Genomic DNA, 21,211 nt, shown 5'->3' with positions numbered 1-21,211 from the left:
CGCGTGGCCGCGTCGATCAGGCCGCGCGGTGACCGGGTTGGAGGGTGATTTCCCGGGTCCGGTGTACGCCCACGCCGTTGCTGGGCGTCTTGCCCTGCCCGTGCAGGAGCTGCACGGCCTTGCGCACCGCCGGCTCGGTGACCTGCCCGTAGAAGGAGCCGAAGATCTCCAGGGGGTGGTCGACCAGTTTGATCGGTCGGTCCGTCCGGAGCAGAAGCTGTTCCAGGTTCGCCGCGATCTGCGGCACCGCCCTGGTCTCAACCTCTTTGGGATCCGGTCGAGTCACCGAGGTTACCGAGAACAGCCCGTCGTCCTTCTCCTCGCGGAGCTCCAGCGTCTTCCACCACTCGTCCCGGGCCCGGGCGACGGTGTTGCCGAACACCCACAGCCCGTAGGGGCTGCGGGTGGCGAACACCAACTGGTACACCGCTCGCTTGCGCGGTGAGTGCGACACCGGCACCGACTTCACGAGCATGCCCGTGCGCTCGGCCAGCCGACGGCAGTACTCGGCAGCGACCGCCTCGATCGCGTCCTCGGCCGCCCCTTCCTTCTCGCGAGAGGCCGTCGCATCGGCGAAGTACTCGCGCCACCAGGTACCGCCGCACACGTCGTCGAAGCGCTGCAGCGACTTCTCGTTGCCCTGCGGGGAGCGCACGTGTCCGCCCAGGCGCCAGACGGCCATCATGCTGAAGTTCATCAGCAACTCGGTCGGCGGCCAGTCCTGCGGCAGTTTGCGGGCCAGCACGTTCACCAGCCGGTCCTGCGGCAGGACGAGCCCGGTCGGGTCCAGGAAAAGGAACAGCGGCTCCCCCAGGCCCGCTCAAAGACCTGGTCGAGGACGCCATCGACTTCACCGCGGTGAGCGTGGGCCAGCACACCGCCCGCGCGGTACTGCTGGACGACCTCCTGCAAGCGGTCGAACGACTTCGGCTGGGATTCCGAGAAGAAGCACTCCAGCGTCAGCCCGGCCCGGGAACGCAGGTCCGCAGCGATCTGCAGCGCGAGCTCCCCGGAGGCCGGCTCGCCGTTCTCGTAGCGGCCCTCGCCCGCGTACCCGTCGAGGTAGACCACGCGCCTGTCGTGCGATCGCGAGCCCGTCATGTCGCCGAACTGCGGCAGATAGCGCTTGAGCAGCTCGTGCTTGAACACGCTGGGTAGCGAACCGCAGGGTGCGGCCGGACAGATCGCCGGGCCCGACGGTCTCGCCTGTGGCTGGTCAGCGCGTGGAAGCAGGGGTGTCGCCGGTCCGATGAGGTGGTCCAGGTGATGCTGTCGGCCCGAAGGCCAGCGTCGGCCGCGGTGGAGCCAGGACAGTCCGCTGCGGCGTGCGGCGCTGGCGGGCTTGGCCTATCGGTCATGCGGTCGTTTCGGGGCTTGGTGATCCACCGCACACCACCCTGCCTGGACTCTCGTCGGCGATCCCGCGTAAACATGGGATCATGCCGGAAGAGTCTTTCATCCCTGAATCCCCGCTGGTACAGAGCCTGCGTACAGCCGTGGCCGCGGCCCCTGAGGACGTTCCTCTGCGGCTGCACCTCGCCGAGTTGCTGCTTTCCGCGGGTCTGCACGATGCAGCGGTGACAGAGGTCGCGGCAGCGTTGCAGCACGCGCCGGGGGACGGAGCGGCGCGGGAGTTGATGGTGCGGGCGATGGGGATGCCGGCATCCCCATCGCCCGCGGCCCAGGACGCGTCCACAGCCGCTGATCAGGTCGAGTCCGCCGGTCCGGCCGCGCCCGCGGATTCCACCGCTCCCGACGAGTCCTCCCGCCACGCCGGATTCGACTGGCGGGCGGCGGAGCAGGAGGTCGACGGCATCGTCGAGCCCCGCTTCGTCGAGCCCCCACTCGCCGCTGACGGCAGCGGCGACCCCGGGGACGCCGGTGCCTGGGACGTGTCCGCTCCCGGCGTCGTACGGCTCGCGGACGTGGGCGGCATGCAGGAGGTCAAGGACCGCCTCGAAGCCGCGTTCCTCGCTCCGATGCGCAACCCCGAACTGCGCAAGCTGTATGGCAAGAGCCTGCGCGGCGGCCTGCTCCTTTACGGTCCGCCCGGCTGCGGCAAGACCTTCATCGCCCGTGCCGTCGCCGGCGAGCTCGGCGCGAGCTTTCTGTCGGTGTCCGTCAACGACGTCCTCGACATGTGGATCGGCAACTCCGAACGCAACATGCACGAGGTCTTCGAGACCGCCCGCCGCCAGGCGCCCTGCGTCGTCTTCCTCGACGAACTGGACGCGCTCGGCGCCAAGCGCAGCCGTACGCAGCACAGCGGCATGCGCAACACCGTCAACCAGCTCCTCACCGAGCTCGACGGCATCGACTCCGCCGCCAATGAAGGCGTGTTCGTCCTCGCTGCCACCAATGTCCCCTGGGACGTGGACATCGCGCTGCGGCGTCCGGGACGGCTCGACCGCACTCTCCTCGTTTTGCCGCCCGACGCCACCGCCCGCGAGGCGATCCTCCGCTACCACCTGCGCGACCGTCCCGTCGAGGCAGTCGACCTGGGACGTCTCGTCAAGGCGACGGACGGCCTCTCGGGCGCGGACCTGGCCCATGTGTGCGAGTCGGCGGCCGAGAGTGCGCTGCTTGACTCGGTGCGCACTGGCTTGATCCGCATGATCGGAACGAAGGACCTGCTCGACGCCGCGAAGTCGGTGGTCCCGTCGACCGAACCGTGGTTCGCGGCGGCGCGGAACGTGGCGATGTTCGCCAACGAGGGCGGCATGTACGACGACCTGGTGACGTACCTGAAGAAGAGGCGGAAGCTGTGAGCTCGAATCCGGTGGTGGCGCGCGCCGGTGCGCTGCAGGCGGCGGACCGGTACGAGGAGTCCAAGGCCGTGCTGGCCCCCCACCTCGCCGAGGAACCGGACGACGAATGGGCCTGGCAGATGCTCGCCGTCGCCCACGAGAAACTCGGCGAGTACGAGCTCGCGGAGCGGGCGGCCACCGAGATGCTCAGGATCTCTCCCGGGCACGTCGGCGCGCTCATTCGGCTGTCCGGGGTGCTGCTCCGCCTGGGCAGGCGGTCCGAGGCCCGGGAGGCGGCGGAGGAGGCCGTCCGCAGGGGGCCCGACGCGTGGTCCTCGCATTTCGCGCTGTCCGAAGTACTCGTCGCCTACGCGACGGCCTCGGCGGCCGATCACGAGCGGGCGTACGAGGCGGCCTGCGAGGCCGTACGCCTCGCCCCGCACGAGCCCGACGCCCACCAGGCCGTGTGCTTCACGGCCGTACGCACGCAGCGTCAGGACGTCGCGAAGCAGGCTCTGGTCGAATGGCTGCGCCTGGACCCGTCCAACGAGACGGCACAGGCCATGTACACCGACGCGACGGCCAACAGCCCGGACGTCACGGCCGCCAAGGCCGCGGAGATGTACTCCGCAGGCCTGGCAGGCGCACCCCAGTCCCCGATGCTGCGCAACGGCCTCGACCATGCCACCTACCGCCTGCTGCGGGGAACGCGCTGGCTCGCGCTCGCCTGTCTGGCAGCCGCGGGAGCGATGATCGACCTCTTCGTAACGGCCAAGGACCCGGTTTTGCGGGAGCTGCCCGTACCGCTCGGCAACCGGCTCTGGGTGCTGATGGTCATGGCCGCGATCTGGGGCTTCGGCGCGCTGCTCCGCTACCACCGGATGCGTACCGGAGTGCAGCTCAACATCCGCTCCCTGGTACGCCGCGGCCGCTGGGCCCGGATCGTACTGGGACAGGCTGTGGTGGCCATGCTCTGCGCACTGCTGATATCCCAGATCCCGTGGACCGACCGGAGCGTACCCATGGTCCTCTTCTGGGCCGGGTTGGTGGCGGCGCTTGCGACCATGGCGTACGACCGCAGGAAGACCGGGTGACCGGGTGGCTTGTGGGATCTCCTTGAGGTCCCCGGCATCTGCGGGCGCGAGGTGTTCGCGCCGACCGCGGGCCTCAGTTCTGCGGGGCCGCTGTTCCTGCGGGTGGCGGGGTGCGGCTGAGTAGCCGCTCGACTGGACCGCCCTCCCCGACGACAAGCCCCTCTAGGTCGACCTGTCGGGGCCAATCGCTGACTACGACGCCCACCTGTCGGTCATCCGCGACTCGGCCGTCCCACTCCCCGAATAACTCACCGCGCTCCTCACCGAACTCGAGGTCCCCGTAGTACTCGCTGCGAAGGCGCGCTCCGCCCTGATCCGGCGGGCGGTGGCCGGGCGCACAGCCACGTCCGGCTCGGTACCCATGATCGCAGGCTAAGTCGGTCAAGTACTGTCTACCGCTTTTGTTGGGTCGGTTGCACTACGCCCGCTCGAACTGCTCCGGCCTGCCAAGACCAGGAACTGCGATGTTCGCTCAGATGGAGCAGATCTACATGCTGGAGCGTGCCGCCGGCGCCAGTGCCGGCAAGGAAGCCCGGGGGCTGCCGACCGGACGGCCCGCGAAGCTCAACGCGACGACCCGCGCCGGAGCCGCCCAACGGATCAAGGACGGCGCGATCCCCGATCAGGTCGCCGCCGAGCTTGGCGTCAGCCGCTCCACTCTGTACCGAGAGCTACGCAAGAACCGCAAGAGTGCCAGCTACGAAGGCTGATCAGCGGTCTAGGCGTCATCCGCGCTGGTCAGCGATCTCCGTTGTTTTCCTGGGCATCGGCGTCTCCGTCGGCGACGCGGCGGCCGCCGACGGGATCGCCCGGGGCACACTCTCCCGCTGGCTCGCCCGCGGCCGCGATGCCGCCGAAGACCGGGAGGACGGTGAGCAGGTCATCCCCTCCGACGACCCGTACGTCGAGCCCTCCATGCGGGCGTCCCAAGCCCGAGCGCGAATGGCGCTGCGGGCGGTGAAGGGAATCATGGACGCGGGCATGGGCCGGATCGTGCTCCAGGAGCAGGTCCGTACGTGGATCGACCCCGATATGGGGGCGGAGGTCACCCAGCGGCAGACCCGATACCTGCGGGCCCAGTGGCGGGCGCTCGCCTGGTGGCTCGCCCGGACGTACCCGGAGGACTAAGGTCCCAACTCCAACTCCTTCGACCAGCAGCTCGACGAGTACGAGGCCCAGCACGCCGTCGGAGTCCCCACCCGTTCCTCCGCCCCGGACATGGCCTCGCTCGCCGAGCACCTGGCCGTCACCCTCGCCCGCCCCTCCGACCCGGCGCCTCCCCCTGTCCTGGGCGCCGGCAGGGAGCCCTAGTGCTGTGGCCGGAAAGGTTCACCGGCTCACGACGCCCGGTACGGCACCTCGCCGCGTTGTCGGACCGCGCAAGTACGTCCAGTACGAGCCGCGGCCTTCCGCCTTGCGATGCACCGCACCGAACGCCGCGAACCGGCAAACCTTTCCGGCCACAGCGCTAGACGTGGATGGACACCGCGAAGGGGTTGGCCTCCAGGCCCCGCAGAAGGCTGACGGCCAGCATCACCGCGATGATCGCGTTGACCGACGTGTACTGCGTCTGCCCGGTCGCGTGCGTGGTGGCGTGCAGGCTGAACGAGGCCGGTACCGGCGTGGACTCGTCGAAGTGCTGGCACGCCCTCTCGAAGGGAGCGAACAGGGACGCGACCCTGACTTACCTCCGGCTCGGAGCGTGCCGGACCTGGGAGTGGCTAGGTGCATTCGACGTGACTACGGCGAGGCGGACGTGATAGCGCCGAGAACGGAGTCCTGCGCGTGGGCCCGAAGCGAACTCCTGCCAGATGTGACGACTGCGTTCCAGGCCGCGCGAATCGATCAGGGCGCAGAAGATGTCTTCTCGATGTGCTGACCGTTCGGCCTTCGGCACCCACCACGAGCTGTAAGCCGCGATCATCCGCGGCACAAAATTCGTGAAGAAGACCTGCGAGATGATGAGGGCGACGGCACCCGCCAGGATGACGCCGCGCATGCTCTCGACGAGAGTCGGCTGGTAGGCGAGCTGAACCACAACTCCGACGACGGACGCGCAGATGACGCCGTAAATGCCGAAGATAATCGTTTTCTTCGCCCGGGCTATCTTTTCCGAGCTTCCGCCCGACCGAATGTAGTTGAATCCGGCGCTGATGATCTCGGCCGCCAACGACACCACGGCTAGGAAGGAAATCCCCCAGCAGAACTCGGCGGCCATCTTCATGGCGAAATTCATCGCGATGACCCCCATCCAAGCCAGCCAGAGGCCCACCCGGCGTCATCTTGCTCTGCGTGCCGCCTGGCTCCGGCCTCGGTCTCGATGAAGACCGCGGTCATGCCGTCGTGCGCACCGCTGGCGAGTTGATAGAAGCGCCGGGTCGATTCGCCGTCCTTCTCCTCGTGTTCGTGGAGAAGGCCGGCGTGTACGAACTCGCGCAGGACCTCTCGGGCTACGCCGAGTGGGATGCCTGTGTGATTTGTGACCTGCCGGAGCTCGACCGGGCCGCGGTCGGCGGTCCGGAAGTAGCGGGCGATCTCCCGGACGGTGTGGTTGTGCAGAAGGCCGCCCCGCGCGCGGGTGACGAGCTCGCCGGCCTTCCGACGGCGCAAAGCCTCGGCCTTGACCCGCTCCAGCGTGGAGGAGAGCGTCTGCGACTCGGAGAAGCGCGTCACGAGCCGCTCGTACTCGGCATCCTGTCCGTCCGTCGCGGGATCGTTGGTGGGATTGATGTTCATGCCTCCTCCTCCGTTTCGAGTGCACGCCGCAGAGCGCGGCGCGCGTGGGCGAGGTTCGCGCGGGCTTGAACCGGGGTGCAGTCGAGCACCTCGGCGGCCTCCGTCGGCGTCAGGTCGGCCAGGGCGAGCGTCATGGCGTCCCGTTGCCGGGGCGGCAGGTTCTCGATCGCCGTCCCGGCCGCCAAAGTCAGCACCACCGTGTCGAAGTCGGTGTCGGTCCGTCCGTCGACGAGTTCCAGCTCGGGCAGGGCCAGGTGCTCGTCTTTGACCAGACCTCGGGCGATACGGCGCGCGGTCACCCGCACTCACGCGGCGGGGTGCTCGACCTTCGCCCAGCGCGGCACCAGCCGTGTCATCGCTTCGGCGGTCGCCTCCTGGGCGATCGGCTCCCGAAACCCGTGGTAGTGGATCAGCATGGCCACCACCCGGGGATACGCCTCCGTGAAGAAGGCCTCGAAGACTGCCTCATCGTCCACCCCGATCGCCCTTCGCGTCGTTGTTTGACCCGGCCACATGCCGTACGACGAGGACCACGACCGTAAGAAGCAGCGTCAACAACGCTGCATTCATGGTGAGTTCAACGGACTTTGTCGTCAGGTACAGCGTACCGAGGCCGCCCAGGACGGTATTGAGGAGCAGGACCAGGCCAGCCATCTCGTACTGACCGACACCGTTGTTCCCGGTGCCCGGGAGCGAGACTGTGTGCCGCGGCGCCTCGGCTTCCGCGACACCCGTGGCCTCCGCCTCCATGGTCGGCTCGGGCAGGTTCTCGAACTCGCTCGTTTCTGACATGCCTTCTAGAGCCCCCAGGAGGCCCTGGTGTGAAATGTGACCCCCGTCACATCGACCCCCACGGTGTGAGCGTGCAGGTAATCGCCGACCCCGCAGGCAAACTGCTGTGGATCTCACCCGCGCTGCCCGGCCGCACCCGCGATCTGACCGCGGCCCGAATCCACCGCATCATCCGGATCTGCGAACGCCAGGGCGTCCCTGTCCTCGCCGACCGCGCCTACATTGGAGCCGGCCCCTGGGTGACCACACCGATCAGACGGCTCCCGAACCGGGACCTCACCACGACCCAACGAACGATCAACCGGGCCCTGTCGGCAGCACGGGTACCGGTCGAACGAAGCATCGCAAGGCTGAAGTCCTGGCAGATCTTCCGCCGGGCCCGCTGCAGCCCCAACCGCATGACCGTCACCGCCGCAGCCATCCTCACCCTGGAACGTCAACGCTGGTGAATCTCATTGTCCTTCCAGGGGGAGGACGTATTGGCAATGGCCATCATCCAGTCGGGAACCGTCTCACGACCAGACAAGCCGACCGTCGGTGAACCGACTGACCCGGGAGCTTCCACCGGCGATCCTCGTCAGCGTCTCCGCCACAGAGTCAAAATACTGAGCCATCGATTCGTACTCGCCCGTGACCGTGGGTCCACCCACGAACCAGCTGCCGACGCGCCCGTCCCGCACATCGACGAACTTTCCCATCCAGCCGTCCTGGTCCGACAGGAACGGAATCCACTCGCTACGCCAGAACGGGTAGTCCGGCTGGTCCGGAGGGTCGAATCCACAAGACGTGGAGCGGTTCGCGTAGAGCTTGAGGTAGTCGACGACGGTGAGGGTGCCGGCGGGGATGTGGTGCCCGAGCACTTCGGTGTCACGGATGGCGGTGCGCGGGATCCTGCCGATGGGCGGGCACAGGCGCAGTGATTCGCGCATCACGCGGTCGAGGGCGCGCAGGCTGCTGAGGCCACCCCGTGTCACGTCCCGACGGACGCCGAGGAGGTCATGCTCGGCCGTAGGTGGTGGGTGGTGTGCGAGGTCAGGCCGGCATGTCTGGCTCAGGCATGCTCTGGTGGGGGACCGGATTGGGGGTGTGCCGAGCCTTACCGGACAGGTGCACCTTAAAACGACTGATTCTCGACGCTCTGGGGGGAACGTTGCGTGGCCTCTTTTTGGTTCATCGGAGGGAATCGGGTCGAGTTCGTGTGATCCGTTTCGACGGGCAGACTGATGGCAAGGAGAAACTGTGCGCATACTTTTCACCGGACCGGCGGCAGCCGGCCACCTCTTCCCGATGGTCCCGACCGCGCAGGCCTTACGTGCTGCCGGCCACGAGGTGCTGTTCGCGGGTTCGCAGCCTCTCGACCAACTCCGCGAGAGTGGCTTCTCGGTCGTTGAGATCGGTGACGGCCGTAGTATCCGCGATGTTTTCGAGCAGTCCACGGGCGAGGAAGTGCGTTACGTCGCACCGGACATGACCACGGACCAGATCCTTGACCGGGCGGCCCACGGCTTTGCGCTGGTCTCCCGTTCTACTGTGGACGGTCTGTTGGAGGCTGCCGACAGCTGGCGTCCTGACCTGCTGGTTTACGACTCCTTCCAGGCTTCGGCCCCGCTGGTCGCAGCGAAACTCAAGATCCCGTCGGTGGTCCACAATTTCGGCGTCACCTCGGGCCTTGACATGGTTGCCCGGCTGGCCGCCCGCTTCACCGAGGCGTATGGGACGTATGGGGTGGCCGGTCCTGCCGAGCCTACCGCGCTGAACATCGTCCCGGCATCGCTGGGTGGCGATGCGGGCGGTCTGCGCATGCGGTACCTCCCCTACAACGGCGGCGGCGTTGTCCCAGCCGAATTGCTCCGGCGCGGTGGCCGTCCGCGTGTCGCCATCACCCTGGGTACCGTGCTCACCGCGATGGACGGTGTCCGTGCCATCGTCCGTCTGGTCGAAGCCGCCGCGTCGGTGGATGCGGAGTTCCTGCTCGCCGTCGGTGACGCTGACCTCGGCCCGCTCGGAACTCTCCCGGACAACGTCCGTCCGCTGCCTTGGGTCCCGCTTGCCGAGCTGTTGACCACCTCTGACGCGCTGATCCATCACGGTGGTTCCGGCACTTTGCTGACGGCCTTGCAGGCCGGTCTGCCCCAGCTCTTGCTGCCCCAGGGCGCCGACCACTTCACCAATGCCGCGGCGCTCACCGCCAGCGGCGCCGCCCTGCGCTGCGCCTCTGACGACGTCGATGCTCCGTTGCTGACCCGCCTGATCACTGACCCGGCGCTGCGGGAGGCTGCGGCTCGTCTCCGGGCGGAGAACGCGGCCTTGGCGACCCCGGCCGAAACGGTTCCCGCGTTGGAGGCCCTGGCCGCTTGCTGAGGAAGGTCCGCGACGTCGTCGGCTGGACGGCACGGCGGGGTCCATGGGGCCGTCGGGTCCGGCCTGACGGCTCTCGGACCTAGGGCGTGTATCGGCAGTGGATCTCATCACGTGTCGAGCGGAAGTTCCAGCAGTTCCTCTGGAGCCTGGAAACCGGAGCGCCGATACAGAGGGGTGCTGCGTTCTGACGGCCATACGATCAAGCCCTCGAGGCCGGCGCTGCGTGAGTGCTGCTTCAGCGCCTCCAGGAGTGCCGAGCCGGCTCCTTTGTTCCGTTGTGATGGCATGACGAAGAAGTTGGTGACATAGCCGACCGGGTTGTTGTCGCCATAGGGCTCCGGCATCCTCTCCACCAGACAGAGGAAGACGTGTCCGCAGATTTCGCCCCCGGTCTCCGCGACCCAGGCCAACCAGTGGCCATCGCTGAGCCGGGTGCGGATCCACTGCTCGGCCTCTTCCAGGAGGCGAGCAGGAGCCGGCGGTTGCCCTTCGTAGTCCTCCTGCTTGAACGTCCAACGTAGTTCGGCCAAGGTCCGCGAATCGGCGGGCCGGGCCGGACGCACGATGAGGTCTGCCGTCATGGGGACGAGCTTCAGTCCTGTAGCACGGTGATGCAAACCGATTACCGCGTCGGTCACAGCCACTCGTTGATGGCCGCAACGAGGACGGTCGCCTCATAGCGGACCGCGAGTGCGTCGTATCTCGTGGCCACCGCCCGGTTCCTCTTGAGGCGGTTGATGCCGCACTCGACTGCGTGGCGCTCCTTGTAGTCGGCCGGGTCGAACTTCGGCGGTCGGCCGCCGAGTGAGCCGCGCTTCTTGCGGTTGCGGGCCTGAGCGTCACCCCTCCACAGAAGTTGGACCAGAACCCGTTGTCGTGCGAAGCCAACCTGACATACGGCGCCGACCGCGGCACTCAGCCACAGTGAGGTGTTCCTAGAACTCGGTACGTTCCAGAGCCAGCCCAGCGTCGGATGATCCTGGAACCCGCCGACACTTGTTCTTGGTTCGCTTGTCGCCTACGCAGCCACACCAGGCAGCGCCCTCGGGAGACTCTTTTCCGGAGAGTCTCTACGGGTTCTCACGGTGCGGTTCATGAAGCTCAGCAAGGTCCTGTCCGTGTGGGGAGGGTCGAGTGACCGTCGTGCAGGTACACGGGACGCCCGATCTTGCTGGCCTGGACGGCGGCATCGAGCCGGTTCCGCGTCCGGCTGTGAAGAAGTATGAGGGCTTTGTCGATAGGGAGGAACGCGGCCTCGGAGAGTTCGTCGTCGTGGGGGCGGACCTGGGCGGCCTGGGCGTCGTCCAGGGTGCCGGCGTCGAATATGAAGGAGAGCTGGTCGTCCCATGGGCCGTGGGGCGGTACCCAGTCGACGACGAGGAGTCCGCTGAGGGCTGGGTCCAGGCCGAGTTCCTCTCGCAGTTCGCGTGTGAGTGCGGCTTCGGGTGCCTCGTTGGCTTCGGCCATTCCGCCGGGGAGGTCCCAGCCGGGCTTGTAGGTGGGCTTGACCAGGAGCACGTGGCCGGCCCGGTTGCGGATCAGTGCGTCGGCTGCCGAGCTGGTGGATGACGCGTACGGAGCTGAGGGTGGGGCTGGTGGTGAGGAGGTCGTGGCTGACTTTCACGGCGGAGTCGAGGTCGCCTCGGCGGATGTGGATGTCGGCCAGGGTGATCCGAGTCAGGGCCAGGGAACGAGCACGGCCGGCCTCGCGCAGGGCGAGGGCATGCTCGGCCTGGCCGAGAGCCTGGTCGTAGCGGCCGAGGTCTTTGAGGATCAGCGCGGATTCGCTGGCCAGCGCGGCTGTGTCGAACGGGCTGAGCCAGGGGTGTACGGCGTCCGCGGGTTCCGCGATGGCCGCTTCGGCCTGGTCGAGGGCGCGCCGGGCGGGGGAGCGCTGGGCTGCTGCGGCCAGCGCGCGGGCAGTCGTGGTGTGCAGGCGGGCGGTGAGGGAGGGGATGCGTGGGCCCTGGGCGGCGAGGTGGAGACCGGTCCTGGCCCAGCGGGCTGCTCCCGGTCGGTCGTCGGTGTGCAGGGTGAGGTGACTGGTGCTCGCGGCGATGTTGGCGGCGAGCGGCGCGTCGCCGGAGACACGGGCGAGCGGGAGCGCGCGGGTGAGGTGTTTGACGGCGAGGTCGTCGTGGGCGGAGTCGTGGGCCATCCAGCCGGCCATCTCCGTGAGGGCCGCGGCCGCCGCGAAGACGCCGGGACCGCTGGCCGTGTCGACGAGGCGGGGTGCGATCTGGTCCGTCAGATGCCGTGTCACAGCCGCGTAGAGACGGCCGCCACCGATTCGGCGGTCCGATCGCGGAACGCGTCGATCGCCTCAAGGTCACCAGTGTCCGCGGGCAGATCACTGATGGCCGGTGCTGAGGGCTTGGGCAAGGGTTCCCAGGGCCTGCGGGCAAGGCCGAGGAGGTGGCCGGGAATGCCGAGCCCGTCGGCGATCTGCTCGAAAACCGAGAGCTTCTCCACGCGGCAGTTGCCGTTCGTGTAGTCGTAGAGGCGCCCCTGGCTGACGTCCACGGCGGCGGCGAGCTTGCGTGTGCTCACGCCGCGGGAGTTGAGCAACGTGAACAGGGTGCCCATGTCACGCCCGGCCAGGGCCTTGAGAATCCGCTCGTCGTCGAGGAGACCGGCGGCGACAGTCGGCGACGGTCGGCGGATCCAATCCCTGACTGCCCATCATGAGCCCCTTTCACACGACTGGTTCGATGCTAGGGTCAGGCGCCGACAGCCGACTCCGGGTTGGAGTCACCTGCTGGAGTCTCTTGCACGGCGTGTGGAGGCGTTCACTGGCTGTCAGCCGCCGAATCCGGACGGCCTCCCCTTGAAGCAGCCGGCCGCTGGCCCCAAGGCACGGCGGTCCGATGCCCCCCGTTTCGTCCGAGGAGGGACACCCATGCCCGGACCGCCCTTTCCCTCTCCGCCAGGTCCCAGCGCGGAGTTGCTCGCCCGCGCCGAGGCCGGATGGGCCCGCTTCCTCACGCTCGACGACCCCGACGGCCCTGACCGGCTGGCTGCGGACGAGGAGGCAGTGATGCGGGGTGCCGGACCCGGGCCCATGTGCGGCGCTACGCAGCCGCTTCCCGCCCCCAGCGCGCCATTCGACGGCTGAGAAGGATCGTCCCCCACCGGTCAGAAGCGGGATGGCGGGCAGCGGCCTGCCGCACGACCCCTGCCGCACGACCCCTGTGGGACGCCCCCCATGGAACACCCCGGGCCAGTACCGGTCGGCGTCCCCGGCGCCGGCCAGCCGCCCCTCAGGGGTTCATCCGCGGCCGCGCGATCGGTGCGACCACCCTTGTCACTGCCCACCCGCTTCGGCCTGCCCGCCATAAACGGGCAGGCCTCGGAGGCTTCCGTGAAACAGGACGTCCACAGCACCACCGGCTACACGAACGCCGACGGCATCTTCGCCTCGTGCGGTGCGCCGTACGTCACCTACCGCCGCCCCCACCCCTCAGCCGTGGTCGACTACATCGCGAGCCAGTTCGGCAGCGCGACTGCGCCCCACATCCTCGACCTCGGATGCGGGCCGGGCACCTTAGCCCTCGACCTGGCCGAGCACGGCGCATCCGTCACCGCAGTCGGCGTGTCGGAGGAAATGCTGGCCGCCGGCCGCGACTGGGCGGACGTACGCGGCGTCCGGTCGGTCATCTGGTGCCAGGCCAACGCCACTGAAGCGGCGGCCCTGACGAAAGACACAGGGCTCTTCGACGGGGCCACGGTCGCGGACGCGTTCCACTGGATGGACCGGCCGCGCGTCTTGGCGGCCCTAGACCAGGCCGTCCGGCCAGGCGGGTTCGTAGCCGTCGTGGGGTACCGAGCTCCCGGTACACAACGCGAGTGGTGGCATCCGCTGCTCGAGCAACTGCGCCTGCGCTGGCTGGGATCAGTGAACCTCGCGGGCCCGGCCACCACGTACGTGGAGCCGGCCGGTGGCCACGAGGAGGTCATGCGCCAGTCCGTCTTCAGCCAGGTGTCCGTCCTGCGCGCGGACTACCGGCGGACCTACACCCTCGATGAGTTGGTCGGCCTGCAGCGCACGTACGCCTACTCGTCGGCGGCGACGCTCGGTGACCGGCAGAGCGCGTTTGAGGAGGACATGCGCGAGACGCTGACGGCCGCGCGCCCCGACGGCGTCTTCGAAACCGACCTCCAGGCCGCCGTGATCGTCGGCCGCCGCCCAACCAACGCCGGCTGAAACCGCGCCCGCCTACGGCGACCACCCCGCGATGCCGGATCTGGCATCGCCGCAACCACAACCCCGCGCACGGGTGCGGGATCACGGGAGAAACAGGATGAAGCTAACCGTCATCGGCATGGGCCGTTTGGGTGTGCCCTACCTGACCGCCCTGGCCGAGCTTGGGCACGACGTTCTCGGCGTCGACATCAACCCGGAGACGCTGGAGCAGCTACGGGCCGGACGCTGCCCGTTCGACGAACCGGGCGTCACGAACTACATCGCCAAGCACACCGCGGCGGGCCGGCTGCGCTTCACCGACTCCTACGACGATGCGGCGGCCCACGGCGAGGTGCTCTTCCTCGCGGTGCCGACGCCGCAGCACGAGGGGGCGATGATCATGGACCTCAGTGCGGTCGAGGATGCCATCGTCTCCGTTGCCCGCCGCCTGAGTCGGGACGCCGTGCTGATCGGGAAGTCGACGGTGCCGGTCGGGGCCGGTGCACGGTTGGCGGCGCTCGCGGCCGCCGAGGCCCCCACCTCAACCTCCTCCTGCAGGCCGTCGCCCTCCTGCGCGACCGCACCGCCGTACGCCCCGCGCTGCTCGTCCTGGGAGGCCACCCCGGCGAATGGGAGGGAGACCACCCCCACACCCTCGCCTCCCACCTCAGCATCACCGACGACGTCCACTTCGCCGGATGGCGCCCCCACCACGACCTCATCGACGGCCTCCACTGCGCCGACCTCTTCGGCCTGATCTACCTCGAAGCGATGGCCTCCGGCACCCCCGTGATGGCCTCCGCCAGCGGCGGCCCCCTCAGTTACGTCACCACCACGGGCCCTCACGCCACCGGCTGGATACCCACCCCCGGCGACCTCGCCGACCTCGCCGCAACCATCGAGCAGGCACTCACCAACCCCGCCGAGATGACCCGCCGCGGCCAGGCCGCCCGCCGGTTCGCCCACGACCACTACTCCTGGCGCTCCCTCACACCCCGCTATCACGACATCTATGACCGCGCCCTCGCCGACCGGCGCTGAACCACCCGGCAACCCGCACTCGCACCCTGCCGTTCCACACCCTGCGACGCGAATCCGGCAGTCCGAGCACAGCCGAGTAGCGTGTCGCCCGTGATCAGGGTGGCATCCGGGCAGATCAGAACAACTCGCCTGAACCGGCACGAAGAGAATGGACAGACCATGGCAGAGCGACGCATTGCGGTGTTCGGCGCCGGATACATCGGCCTGGTGACCGGCGCGTGCCTCGCCGAGCTCGGCCACCACGTCACCGTCCGGGACATTAACCCCGAACGCGTCCGCATCCTCCGCGCCGGCGACGTCCCGATCCACGAACCCGGACTTGGCGACATGATCGCCCGGAACAAGGAACGCCTCACCTTCACCGAGGACCTCGCCGAGGCCGTTGCCGGCGCCGAGATCGCCTACGTATGCGTCGACACCCCGCCATCCGCCTCCGGAGACGCCGACCTCTCCCGCGTATGGGCCGTCGTCCGCTCCCTGACCGACGCCTGCGACCTGAAGGCCGTCGTCATGAAGTCCACCGTCCCCGTCGGCACCGGTTCCCGCGCCCGCGTCCTGCTGGACGAGATCGGACTGGCCCACGTCGGCTACGTCTCCAACCCCGAGTTCACCGCCGAGGGCCGGGCCATCACCGACTTCATGGCCCCCGACCGCATCGTCATCGGCCAGGACAACGACACCGCCGGCGCCCTCGTCGCAGCCCTACACGCCGGCATCAACGCCCCCATGGCCACCATGGACGTCAAGTCCGCCGAGATGGTCAAACTCGCCTCCAACGCACTCCTCGCCACGAAGATCAGCTTCGCCAACGAGATCGCCACCCTGTGCGAGAACACCGGCGCCGACGTCACCGACGTCCTCGGAGCCGTCGGCATGGACCACCGCCTCGGCGCCCACTTCCTGCGCCCGGGCATCGGTTGGGGCGGCTCCTGCTTCCCCAAGGACAGCGAAGCCTTGCGCCAGATGGCCTCCAACACCGGCTTCCATCCCCAGCTCCTCACCGCAGTCATCAACGTCAACAACATCCAGAAGCGCCGCGCGATCCAACACCTCAAGGACGAACTAGGCGACCTCGCCGGCAAGCACATCGCCCTCCTGGGCATGGCCTTCAAGCCCGGCACCGACGACATGCGCGAGGCGCCCTCCACCGTCCTCGCCAGCCGCCTGCTCGCCGAAGGCGCACACGTACGTTCCTGGGACCCCCTCGCCCGCCCCGCCGCCGGGGAACCGTGGGACTCCGTGACCCGCGCTTCGACCCCACAGCAGGCACTCGCAGGCGCGGACGCGGCGGTGATCGTGACCGAATGGCCCGAGCTCACCGAGATTGACTGGGAACAGGCGCACAGCATGATGCGCATGCCGGTCATGTTCGACGGCCGCAACCTCCTTGACCCCGCCCACCTGCGCGGGATCGGGTTCCGGTACACCTCCGTCGGCCGTCCCTGAGCGCTCATCCGTCAACGGGGCCGCCAACCTCTACCGCCTCCATCGGATCACACGAAGGGCGTCACCCACCACGTGGAGGCGCCCTGCGGCCGCGAGTGGATCAGCAGCGAGTCGCAACAAGCCGATCTGGTTACGCTCATGGAGCAGTCAGGCGGCGTCGTCTGGACTGATACCGGCGACGTGCGGCCGCGATCCTCGTTTCCAGATGCATGGCCGGCGGTGGCGACGGGTCTGACCCGCAATCGGAGACTGCGGACCTCGGACTGACCGGTGACCTCCACCGCGCCGACTTCTGCACGATCGGGAGGCACGCCACAGCGGCCGGGAGACCGTCCCGATCTCCGACCGGCGGCTGCCCCTCCAAGTGTTCCGGCGCGCGCCCGCCGTCGCCGGCCCGGGCGCGTAACCGGCCGACGGTACAGCTGACCCACCGATCCCTGGGTCCGAGTACGCGGTACGGGTCCGGGCTCCCCGGGCCCGTGCACGGCGCCGGACCTTCAATTGAAGGACGACCCGTCGGCCTCCGCTGGGAACGTCAGCAGGAAACCGCAGGTAGGGACCGTGAACCCGGTTCGACCGGGTGCCACAGACCGGGCACGCGGCGCCGCCGGCGGTGCATTGCGCGTCAACGCGCACTTTCGCGATGTTCACGTCCACCGACAGCACCGTGACGTCCGCGATCGACGGGAACAACTATCCCTTGAGCCGGAGCAGGACTTCTTCCACGGCCCTGAACCTTCAGCCCAACTGCGTTGCCCAGGGATCATTTTCAGGCGACTTCACCCACAGCTCGAAGAGGTCGAGCGATCACTGACATTGACCGGGTCACAGAACTTGAGCCAGAGCCACAACCCGTGAATAGAGCCACCCGCCACTGGCGGGATGCCGTAGACCAGGGCGATCCATCTCCCAGCACTGGCCGCGCAGCGCGTCCGGGCGCCACAGGTACACGGAGGCTGTCCGCCGGCCGGAGTCGCCGATCCGACACGCGGCCCGCCCGGCCGGGGTCAGCTCCTCGCCAAACGCCCGCTGCAACGTCCGCAGCGTCACCAGCCGCCCGCCAGCCCATCCCTCGGCCAGGAGAGCGGGCACCGGCGCACCAGCCGTTGCGCCGTCCCCGGCAAGCGCAGCCTGACGCGCTCGGTGCATGGATGTGATCTTGCCCCGGTAGAACGTGAATGCCTCTCGGTCGGTGCCGCTAGGCTCGTAGCGGGCGCGGCCGGCTCGCTCGGCGACCTTAGCTAAAGACCGAGCATGCGCGAGGGTGGTTTCGACTGTCAGTTCACTTGCCGTCCAACGGAGAGTCGGCGATCTTGCCCTTCCGGGACGCCTTCTTCTCGACATCGGAGTCGCGGCTGGTAACGCGCGAGTTCTTGATTGAGCCGTGTGGCACCTGCCGCCGGACGGGGCAAAGAGCTCCGGCCCTCGACAGTTCGCTTATCTGCGGTCGGCGTCACGGAGAGCACAAGCGCCGGTTTCCGCTCTGGTGTTCCTCAACCCCGGACCGCGTGCACGCTGAGTGGGGCGCACCTTCGTGGGCCAAGGCCAAAGGCGCGCCGGCAGCAGAGGCGGGTTGCTGTTGGCGGCGAAGCCGAGGTCGGGCGGATCGCCAAGGCGCTGCACCTGCTGCGGTGGTCGATCCGGTGGACGACACCTACCGGCGCCAGATGAACCGCCAGCTCACCGTCCAGGAGTCGCGGCACAAGCTTGCCCGGGACATCTGCCACGGCAAGCGCGGGCAGATCTGCTCCCCTCCTCCGGGAAGTGGTGTTGCCGAGATCTGGGAACGCCCACGAGCTTGTGCCAGGACCATGGTTGTACTTGGCCCGGGGGGTCCTGGTTTGACTGGACATGGTGTCCACGGGGGAGGGTGCGCGGTAACCCGTTCGCGTGACGTGGTTCCGGCCGCGTACGTTCCGCGTATGACCAGGACAACGCCGGCGAGGCCGGTTGCCGTGGAGGCAGCGCCCCCGGAGCTGGCGGCATATCGGGGGTGGACGACCCGCCTGCACCCGCGGCCGGGCCAGCCCGGGCGGCACGACAGCCATGTCGGCGGGCCGCTGCTGTGGCCGAGCGACGAGCCGTGGCCGGTCTGCCGCGAGCTGCACGAGCCCGAGACCGAGGGGTACGCACCAGAGGAGATCCGCGCTGCCCGGGCCGCGGGCGTGTGGCCTCGGAGTCGTTCGTGGCCCGGCGCCGGCAGCCCGGGTACGGACGGGCCGGTGGCCTTCGTGGGGCTCGCCCAGTTCTTCGGCCGGGACGTCCCTGGGCTGGCCGCTGGTCCCGGCGGCGCTGACCTGGTGCAGCTCTTCCGCTGCCCGCACCCACGGCCGTTACCTGGAGCGCCGATACCTCCTGCAGTGGAAGCTGGCCGCGCAGACGGTGAGCACGTGCCGCTTCCTTGCTGCCGAGCCTGAAATGCCGTTGCTCCGGTGGGAGGACGAACTCCCCGAACCCTGTGTCGTGCACCCGGAGGAGGTGGACACCTATCCAGCGAGACACTCGCCAGGAGAACATGGCGGTTTTCCTCATTACCGTTCGCGTCGCATTTGAGTGCGGCACATAGCCGATCACTCTTTCTTAAATGGGGCGTTGACCGGTGCGCCCCTCCAATCGTGGGGGATGGAAATTGGGTCCGACGGCAAAGAAGGATGAGGATCGCCTGCAGTGGACATGGATCCCGCTGGTGGCTGTGGGACCTCTGGAGTTCGGGATGAGGCCGGACGAGGTTGCAGCAGCACTCGATGGGCCGACCCGGCGAGACCGTCTAGGCGTCAACGCGGACACATATTTTCCCGATCCGGGCGTTACTGCCTACTTCACGGATGCGGGCCATCTGGCCGCCGTGGCCCTGTGCGCCTCCACCGGTCCCCAGGTATCCCTGGAAGACGTGCCGTTGGTCGGTCAGGTGCCATCGGAGACAGTGGAACGAGTTTTCAGCTATGCCAACTGCCACGGTATCAAGGCAGCTTGGGGTCCATCCGGAGATCCGGAGCTAACAGACCTCGGCCTCTTCCTGCGTGCACAGAGAGTTGGCGATATCGTACTTTCCCGTCCTCTGTTCCTGTTCAGCGGATGGGCAGGAGACATGCTCGAGGAGTGCATTCCTGACAGTGAGTGGGTGGCAAGCTGCTGAAAGCTGGCGACGGAGCGCGACTGGAGGGGGTTCAGCGGCTGCTGACAGGAACCTGGAACCCCCGGATGTAAACGGAACGAAATGGGTCGGGCGTTGCCGTGCGTGGCGGCGGCGGGTGGTCGAGGCGAAGGGATCGACAGCCCCTCGTCGGTGGGGCGGCAAGTCATGGATGTGGGTGGGCGTGTGAACGGTGTGGTGGAGCCTCCTCTGATCGCCGCTGTTCGGGCGGGGGACATGTTCTTGGTGAAGCGGCTTCTGGAGGAGGACGGGGATTACGACGAGCGGGCCGCGGCGTTCGGTGTGGCTGTCCAGGCGTTCCGAGGGGGCATTGCTCAACTGCTGCTCATGCGTGGCGCCGATGCCAGCCAGTGCGCGCCGGAGGATCTGCTCTCCCTGCGCGAGGCGGTCGATTCGGGTTCGCCCGCGCTGGTCGGGGCACTCCTGGACAACAGCATCCGGGACAGGTACCCCGCGTCCGAGCTGCTGGAGATGCGGGATCTCGCGCGAAGCTGGCACGAGATGGGGGCCGAAGCCGAACTGCGGCGCCGCACGCGCTCCCAGGACGATCTCGTCCGTACCAGGGTTCAGGACGACGAGTACTACGTAGTCGGCGAGCTCACTCTCGGCGGAATGACTGTACGGGACGGACACGGGGCGATCCTCACGGACCTGGAGAATCGGCTCGGCATCCGTGCCTCGTGGGAGGAGCTGGCGGCACCCACGCAGCCAGCCCGTACTGCTGCGCGCGTGGGGTGGCGTCGAGGCGGGGTGTCGGTGGCGGAGGAGAGCATGGGGAGATGAGCGCCGGTATCGCGTCCGAGGGCTCGCACACGGCCGTCGGCGGGTTGTGCGAGGACATCCGGGGCGCCCTCGAAGGGTGGGTGCCCGGGATGCTCGGCGTCCACGTCCACTGGTCGGTGTCGGGGCCGGCCGAGGTGGCGCGGCTGGTCGGTGCGGTCGCGGACGCCGCCGAGATCACGGTGCTTCCCGGCGACGGTGCGACCGAGCGGGCTGAGCTGCACGCGGCGGCCGCGGGATCCTCCACGGCTGCGGCGGGTCGGGCGGGGACGGATGTGCGGGCGGAGCTGGCTGGTGTTCGCGCGGGGTGCAGGCGCGCGGCGGTTGCCATCGGTCTGCGCGTTCCCGTCGCCTCCTGACCTGGGCCGCAGGGCCGCCCCTGCCCGAATTGACGGAACCCCCCTGCCCGGCGCCCCGTACGTGGGCACCTACGCCGCAGACGACCGACTACCTGTAGGCCGCCCGAGGGAGGAGCGGGGCCGCCGTCGGCGGCCCCGCTCCTGTGCGTCAGGAGCCGGTTCGCCTCACCCGCAGGGGTGATTTTCGCCCTCGCGTACGCGTAGGCGGCTTGTGCGATACGCCCTCAACTCACCCTTAAATAGCAGCTATTGCAGCAAATGGGATCTTTCGGCATGTTTCGGGCGTGGCCCGGTCCTCGGGCCGTTCGGTGCGTGAGGTGTTTGACGAGTCCGCGGCGGCGGGCCGGCTGCGGGTGCGGGTGCGGGTGCGGGTGCGGGTGCCGGTGCCGGTGCCGGTGCCGGTGCCGGTGGCGGTGGCGGCGTGCGGTGGTGGAGGCCGCCGACCACGAGGCAGTGCGGGCGGCGCTGCGGGGGATCGAGGCCGGGGCGGCGGCGGACCGGCTGACCGAGGCCTTGGG

The 21,211-nt window shown here is 68.7% G+C and carries 23 protein-coding genes and 3 pseudogenes; 14 read left to right on the top strand and 12 right to left on the bottom strand.

The window, feature by feature from the left end; all coding sequences use genetic code 11:
- Positions 1-16 precede the first annotated feature (16 nt).
- Together ACIQK6_RS38620 and tcmP are read right to left on the bottom strand one after the other, a co-directional pair.
- Complete coding sequence (locus ACIQK6_RS38620; RefSeq protein WP_402697142.1) at positions 17-751, bottom strand: hypothetical protein; 735 nt, start codon at positions 749-751, stop codon at positions 17-19.
- Positions 748-1,149: a three-Cys-motif partner protein TcmP gene (tcmP, locus tag ACIQK6_RS38615; RefSeq protein WP_402697141.1), complete on the bottom strand. Its 402-nt coding sequence runs from the start codon at positions 1,147-1,149 to the stop codon at positions 748-750. The genes ACIQK6_RS38620 and tcmP overlap by 4 nt, the downstream gene beginning before the upstream one ends.
- 290 nt (positions 1,150-1,439) lie before the next feature.
- Between tcmP and ACIQK6_RS38610 the strand changes: the two genes are divergently transcribed.
- The 4 genes from ACIQK6_RS38610 to ACIQK6_RS38595 all read left to right on the top strand — a co-directional run bounded on the left by ACIQK6_RS38610 (position 1,440) and on the right by ACIQK6_RS38595 (position 4,969).
- Positions 1,440-2,768, top strand: coding sequence for an ATP-binding protein (locus ACIQK6_RS38610; RefSeq protein WP_402697139.1), 1,329 nt, complete (start codon positions 1,440-1,442; stop codon positions 2,766-2,768).
- On the top strand, positions 2,765-3,841 hold the full coding sequence (locus tag ACIQK6_RS38605) for a tetratricopeptide repeat protein (protein WP_402697137.1): 1,077 nt from the start codon (positions 2,765-2,767) through the stop codon (positions 3,839-3,841). The genes ACIQK6_RS38610 and ACIQK6_RS38605 overlap by 4 nt, the downstream gene beginning before the upstream one ends.
- Before the next feature lie 476 nt (positions 3,842-4,317).
- Positions 4,318-4,551, top strand: coding sequence for a helix-turn-helix domain-containing protein (locus tag ACIQK6_RS38600; protein ID WP_402697135.1), 234 nt, complete (start codon positions 4,318-4,320; stop codon positions 4,549-4,551).
- A complete protein-coding gene (locus tag ACIQK6_RS38595; RefSeq protein ID WP_402697134.1) occupies positions 4,532-4,969 on the top strand; it encodes a hypothetical protein in 438 nt (145 codons plus the stop codon). The genes ACIQK6_RS38600 and ACIQK6_RS38595 overlap by 20 nt, the downstream gene beginning before the upstream one ends.
- 556 nt (positions 4,970-5,525) lie before the next feature.
- Here the strand turns inward: ACIQK6_RS38595 and ACIQK6_RS38590 are convergent.
- From ACIQK6_RS38590 to ACIQK6_RS38570, 5 genes are read right to left on the bottom strand one after another with little or no spacing between them, the layout of a single operon-like run.
- Positions 5,526-6,113: a hypothetical protein gene (locus tag ACIQK6_RS38590; protein ID WP_402697132.1), complete on the bottom strand. Its 588-nt coding sequence runs from the start codon at positions 6,111-6,113 to the stop codon at positions 5,526-5,528.
- Positions 6,074-6,577 carry a hypothetical protein gene (locus ACIQK6_RS38585; protein WP_402697131.1) on the bottom strand — a complete coding sequence of 168 codons (504 nt, stop codon included), beginning with the start codon at positions 6,575-6,577 and terminating at the stop codon, positions 6,074-6,076. The genes ACIQK6_RS38590 and ACIQK6_RS38585 overlap by 40 nt, the downstream gene beginning before the upstream one ends.
- Complete coding sequence (locus tag ACIQK6_RS38580) at positions 6,574-6,876, bottom strand: sigma factor-like helix-turn-helix DNA-binding protein (protein ID WP_402697129.1); 303 nt, start codon at positions 6,874-6,876, stop codon at positions 6,574-6,576. The genes ACIQK6_RS38585 and ACIQK6_RS38580 overlap by 4 nt, the downstream gene beginning before the upstream one ends.
- Before the next feature lie 6 nt (positions 6,877-6,882).
- A complete protein-coding gene (locus tag ACIQK6_RS38575; protein ID WP_402697127.1) occupies positions 6,883-7,053 on the bottom strand; it encodes a hypothetical protein in 171 nt (56 codons plus the stop codon).
- A complete protein-coding gene (locus tag ACIQK6_RS38570; protein WP_402697126.1) occupies positions 7,043-7,369 on the bottom strand; it encodes a hypothetical protein in 327 nt (108 codons plus the stop codon). Before ACIQK6_RS38570 ends, ACIQK6_RS38575 begins: the two co-directional genes overlap by 11 nt.
- 59 nt (positions 7,370-7,428) lie before the next feature.
- On the opposite strand from ACIQK6_RS38570, the pseudogene ACIQK6_RS38565 reads away from it, so the two are divergent.
- Positions 7,429-7,818: pseudogene (locus tag ACIQK6_RS38565) on the top strand (transposase family protein); the annotation flags it as partial.
- A 63-nt stretch (positions 7,819-7,881) separates the two neighbouring features.
- On the opposite strand, the gene ACIQK6_RS38560 reads toward ACIQK6_RS38565, so the two are convergent.
- Positions 7,882-8,616 (bottom strand): cytochrome P450, encoded by a 735-nt coding sequence (locus ACIQK6_RS38560; RefSeq protein ID WP_402697125.1) that lies wholly within the window; start codon positions 8,614-8,616, stop codon positions 7,882-7,884.
- Here ACIQK6_RS38560 and ACIQK6_RS38555 point away from each other — a divergent pair.
- Positions 8,609-9,730, top strand: coding sequence for a nucleotide disphospho-sugar-binding domain-containing protein (locus tag ACIQK6_RS38555; RefSeq protein ID WP_402697123.1), 1,122 nt, complete (start codon positions 8,609-8,611; stop codon positions 9,728-9,730). The two genes, ACIQK6_RS38560 and ACIQK6_RS38555, sit on opposite strands and share 8 nt — an antisense overlap.
- A gap of 107 nt (positions 9,731-9,837) precedes the next feature.
- Here ACIQK6_RS38555 and ACIQK6_RS38550 read toward each other — a convergent pair whose 3' ends face one another.
- From ACIQK6_RS38550 to ACIQK6_RS38540, 3 genes are all read right to left on the bottom strand, one after another.
- On the bottom strand, positions 9,838-10,311 hold the full coding sequence (locus ACIQK6_RS38550) for a GNAT family N-acetyltransferase (protein ID WP_402697122.1): 474 nt from the start codon (positions 10,309-10,311) through the stop codon (positions 9,838-9,840).
- 520 nt (positions 10,312-10,831) lie between these two features.
- Positions 10,832-11,248: an NUDIX domain-containing protein gene (locus ACIQK6_RS38545; protein ID WP_402697121.1), complete on the bottom strand. Its 417-nt coding sequence runs from the start codon at positions 11,246-11,248 to the stop codon at positions 10,832-10,834.
- A 741-nt stretch (positions 11,249-11,989) separates the two neighbouring features.
- On the bottom strand, positions 11,990-12,316 hold the full coding sequence (locus ACIQK6_RS38540) for a helix-turn-helix domain-containing protein (RefSeq protein WP_402697119.1): 327 nt from the start codon (positions 12,314-12,316) through the stop codon (positions 11,990-11,992).
- 775 nt (positions 12,317-13,091) lie between these two features.
- On the opposite strand from ACIQK6_RS38540, the gene ACIQK6_RS38535 reads away from it, so the two are divergent.
- From ACIQK6_RS38535 to ACIQK6_RS38520, 4 genes and pseudogenes are all read left to right on the top strand, one after another.
- Positions 13,092-13,934 (top strand): class I SAM-dependent methyltransferase, encoded by an 843-nt coding sequence (locus ACIQK6_RS38535; RefSeq protein ID WP_402697118.1) that lies wholly within the window; start codon positions 13,092-13,094, stop codon positions 13,932-13,934.
- Positions 13,935-13,965: 31 nt separating this feature from the next.
- Positions 13,966-14,430 (top strand): annotated as a pseudogene (locus ACIQK6_RS38530) (NAD(P)-binding domain-containing protein); the annotation flags it as partial.
- 35 nt (positions 14,431-14,465) lie between these two features.
- On the top strand, positions 14,466-14,954 hold the full coding sequence (locus ACIQK6_RS38525) for a glycosyltransferase family 4 protein (protein ID WP_402697162.1): 489 nt from the start codon (positions 14,466-14,468) through the stop codon (positions 14,952-14,954).
- Between the two features lie 159 nt (positions 14,955-15,113).
- Entirely contained in the window at positions 15,114-16,400 is a 1,287-nt protein-coding gene (locus ACIQK6_RS38520; protein ID WP_402697117.1) for a UDP-glucose dehydrogenase family protein, read from the top strand.
- Positions 16,401-16,547: 147 nt separating this feature from the next.
- Here ACIQK6_RS38520 and ACIQK6_RS38515 read toward each other — a convergent pair whose 3' ends face one another.
- Complete coding sequence (locus ACIQK6_RS38515) at positions 16,548-17,036, bottom strand: transposase family protein (RefSeq protein WP_402697161.1); 489 nt, start codon at positions 17,034-17,036, stop codon at positions 16,548-16,550.
- 954 nt (positions 17,037-17,990) lie between these two features.
- Between ACIQK6_RS38515 and ACIQK6_RS38510 the strand changes: the two are divergent.
- The 4 genes and pseudogenes from ACIQK6_RS38510 to ACIQK6_RS38495 all read left to right on the top strand — a co-directional run.
- A pseudogene (locus ACIQK6_RS38510) lies at positions 17,991-18,145 on the top strand (Tn3 family transposase); the annotation flags it as partial.
- Positions 18,146-19,113: 968 nt separating this feature from the next.
- A complete protein-coding gene (locus ACIQK6_RS38505) occupies positions 19,114-19,536 on the top strand; it encodes a hypothetical protein (protein WP_402697115.1) in 423 nt (140 codons plus the stop codon).
- Between the two features lie 183 nt (positions 19,537-19,719).
- Entirely contained in the window at positions 19,720-20,337 is a 618-nt protein-coding gene (locus ACIQK6_RS38500; RefSeq protein ID WP_329094728.1) for a hypothetical protein, read from the top strand.
- Positions 20,334-20,693: a hypothetical protein gene (locus tag ACIQK6_RS38495; protein WP_329094727.1), complete on the top strand. Its 360-nt coding sequence runs from the start codon at positions 20,334-20,336 to the stop codon at positions 20,691-20,693. Before ACIQK6_RS38500 ends, ACIQK6_RS38495 begins: the two co-directional genes overlap by 4 nt.
- The last annotated feature ends 518 nt before the right edge of the window (positions 20,694-21,211 follow it).

Origin of the sequence: Streptomyces sp. NPDC091682 (genome assembly GCF_044756625.1) — a bacterium.
Lineage (GTDB): Bacteria > Actinomycetota > Actinomycetes > Streptomycetales > Streptomycetaceae > Streptomyces.
The sequence above is the reverse complement of the archived record's forward strand: the minus strand, read 5'-3'. Positions and strand labels throughout refer to the sequence as shown.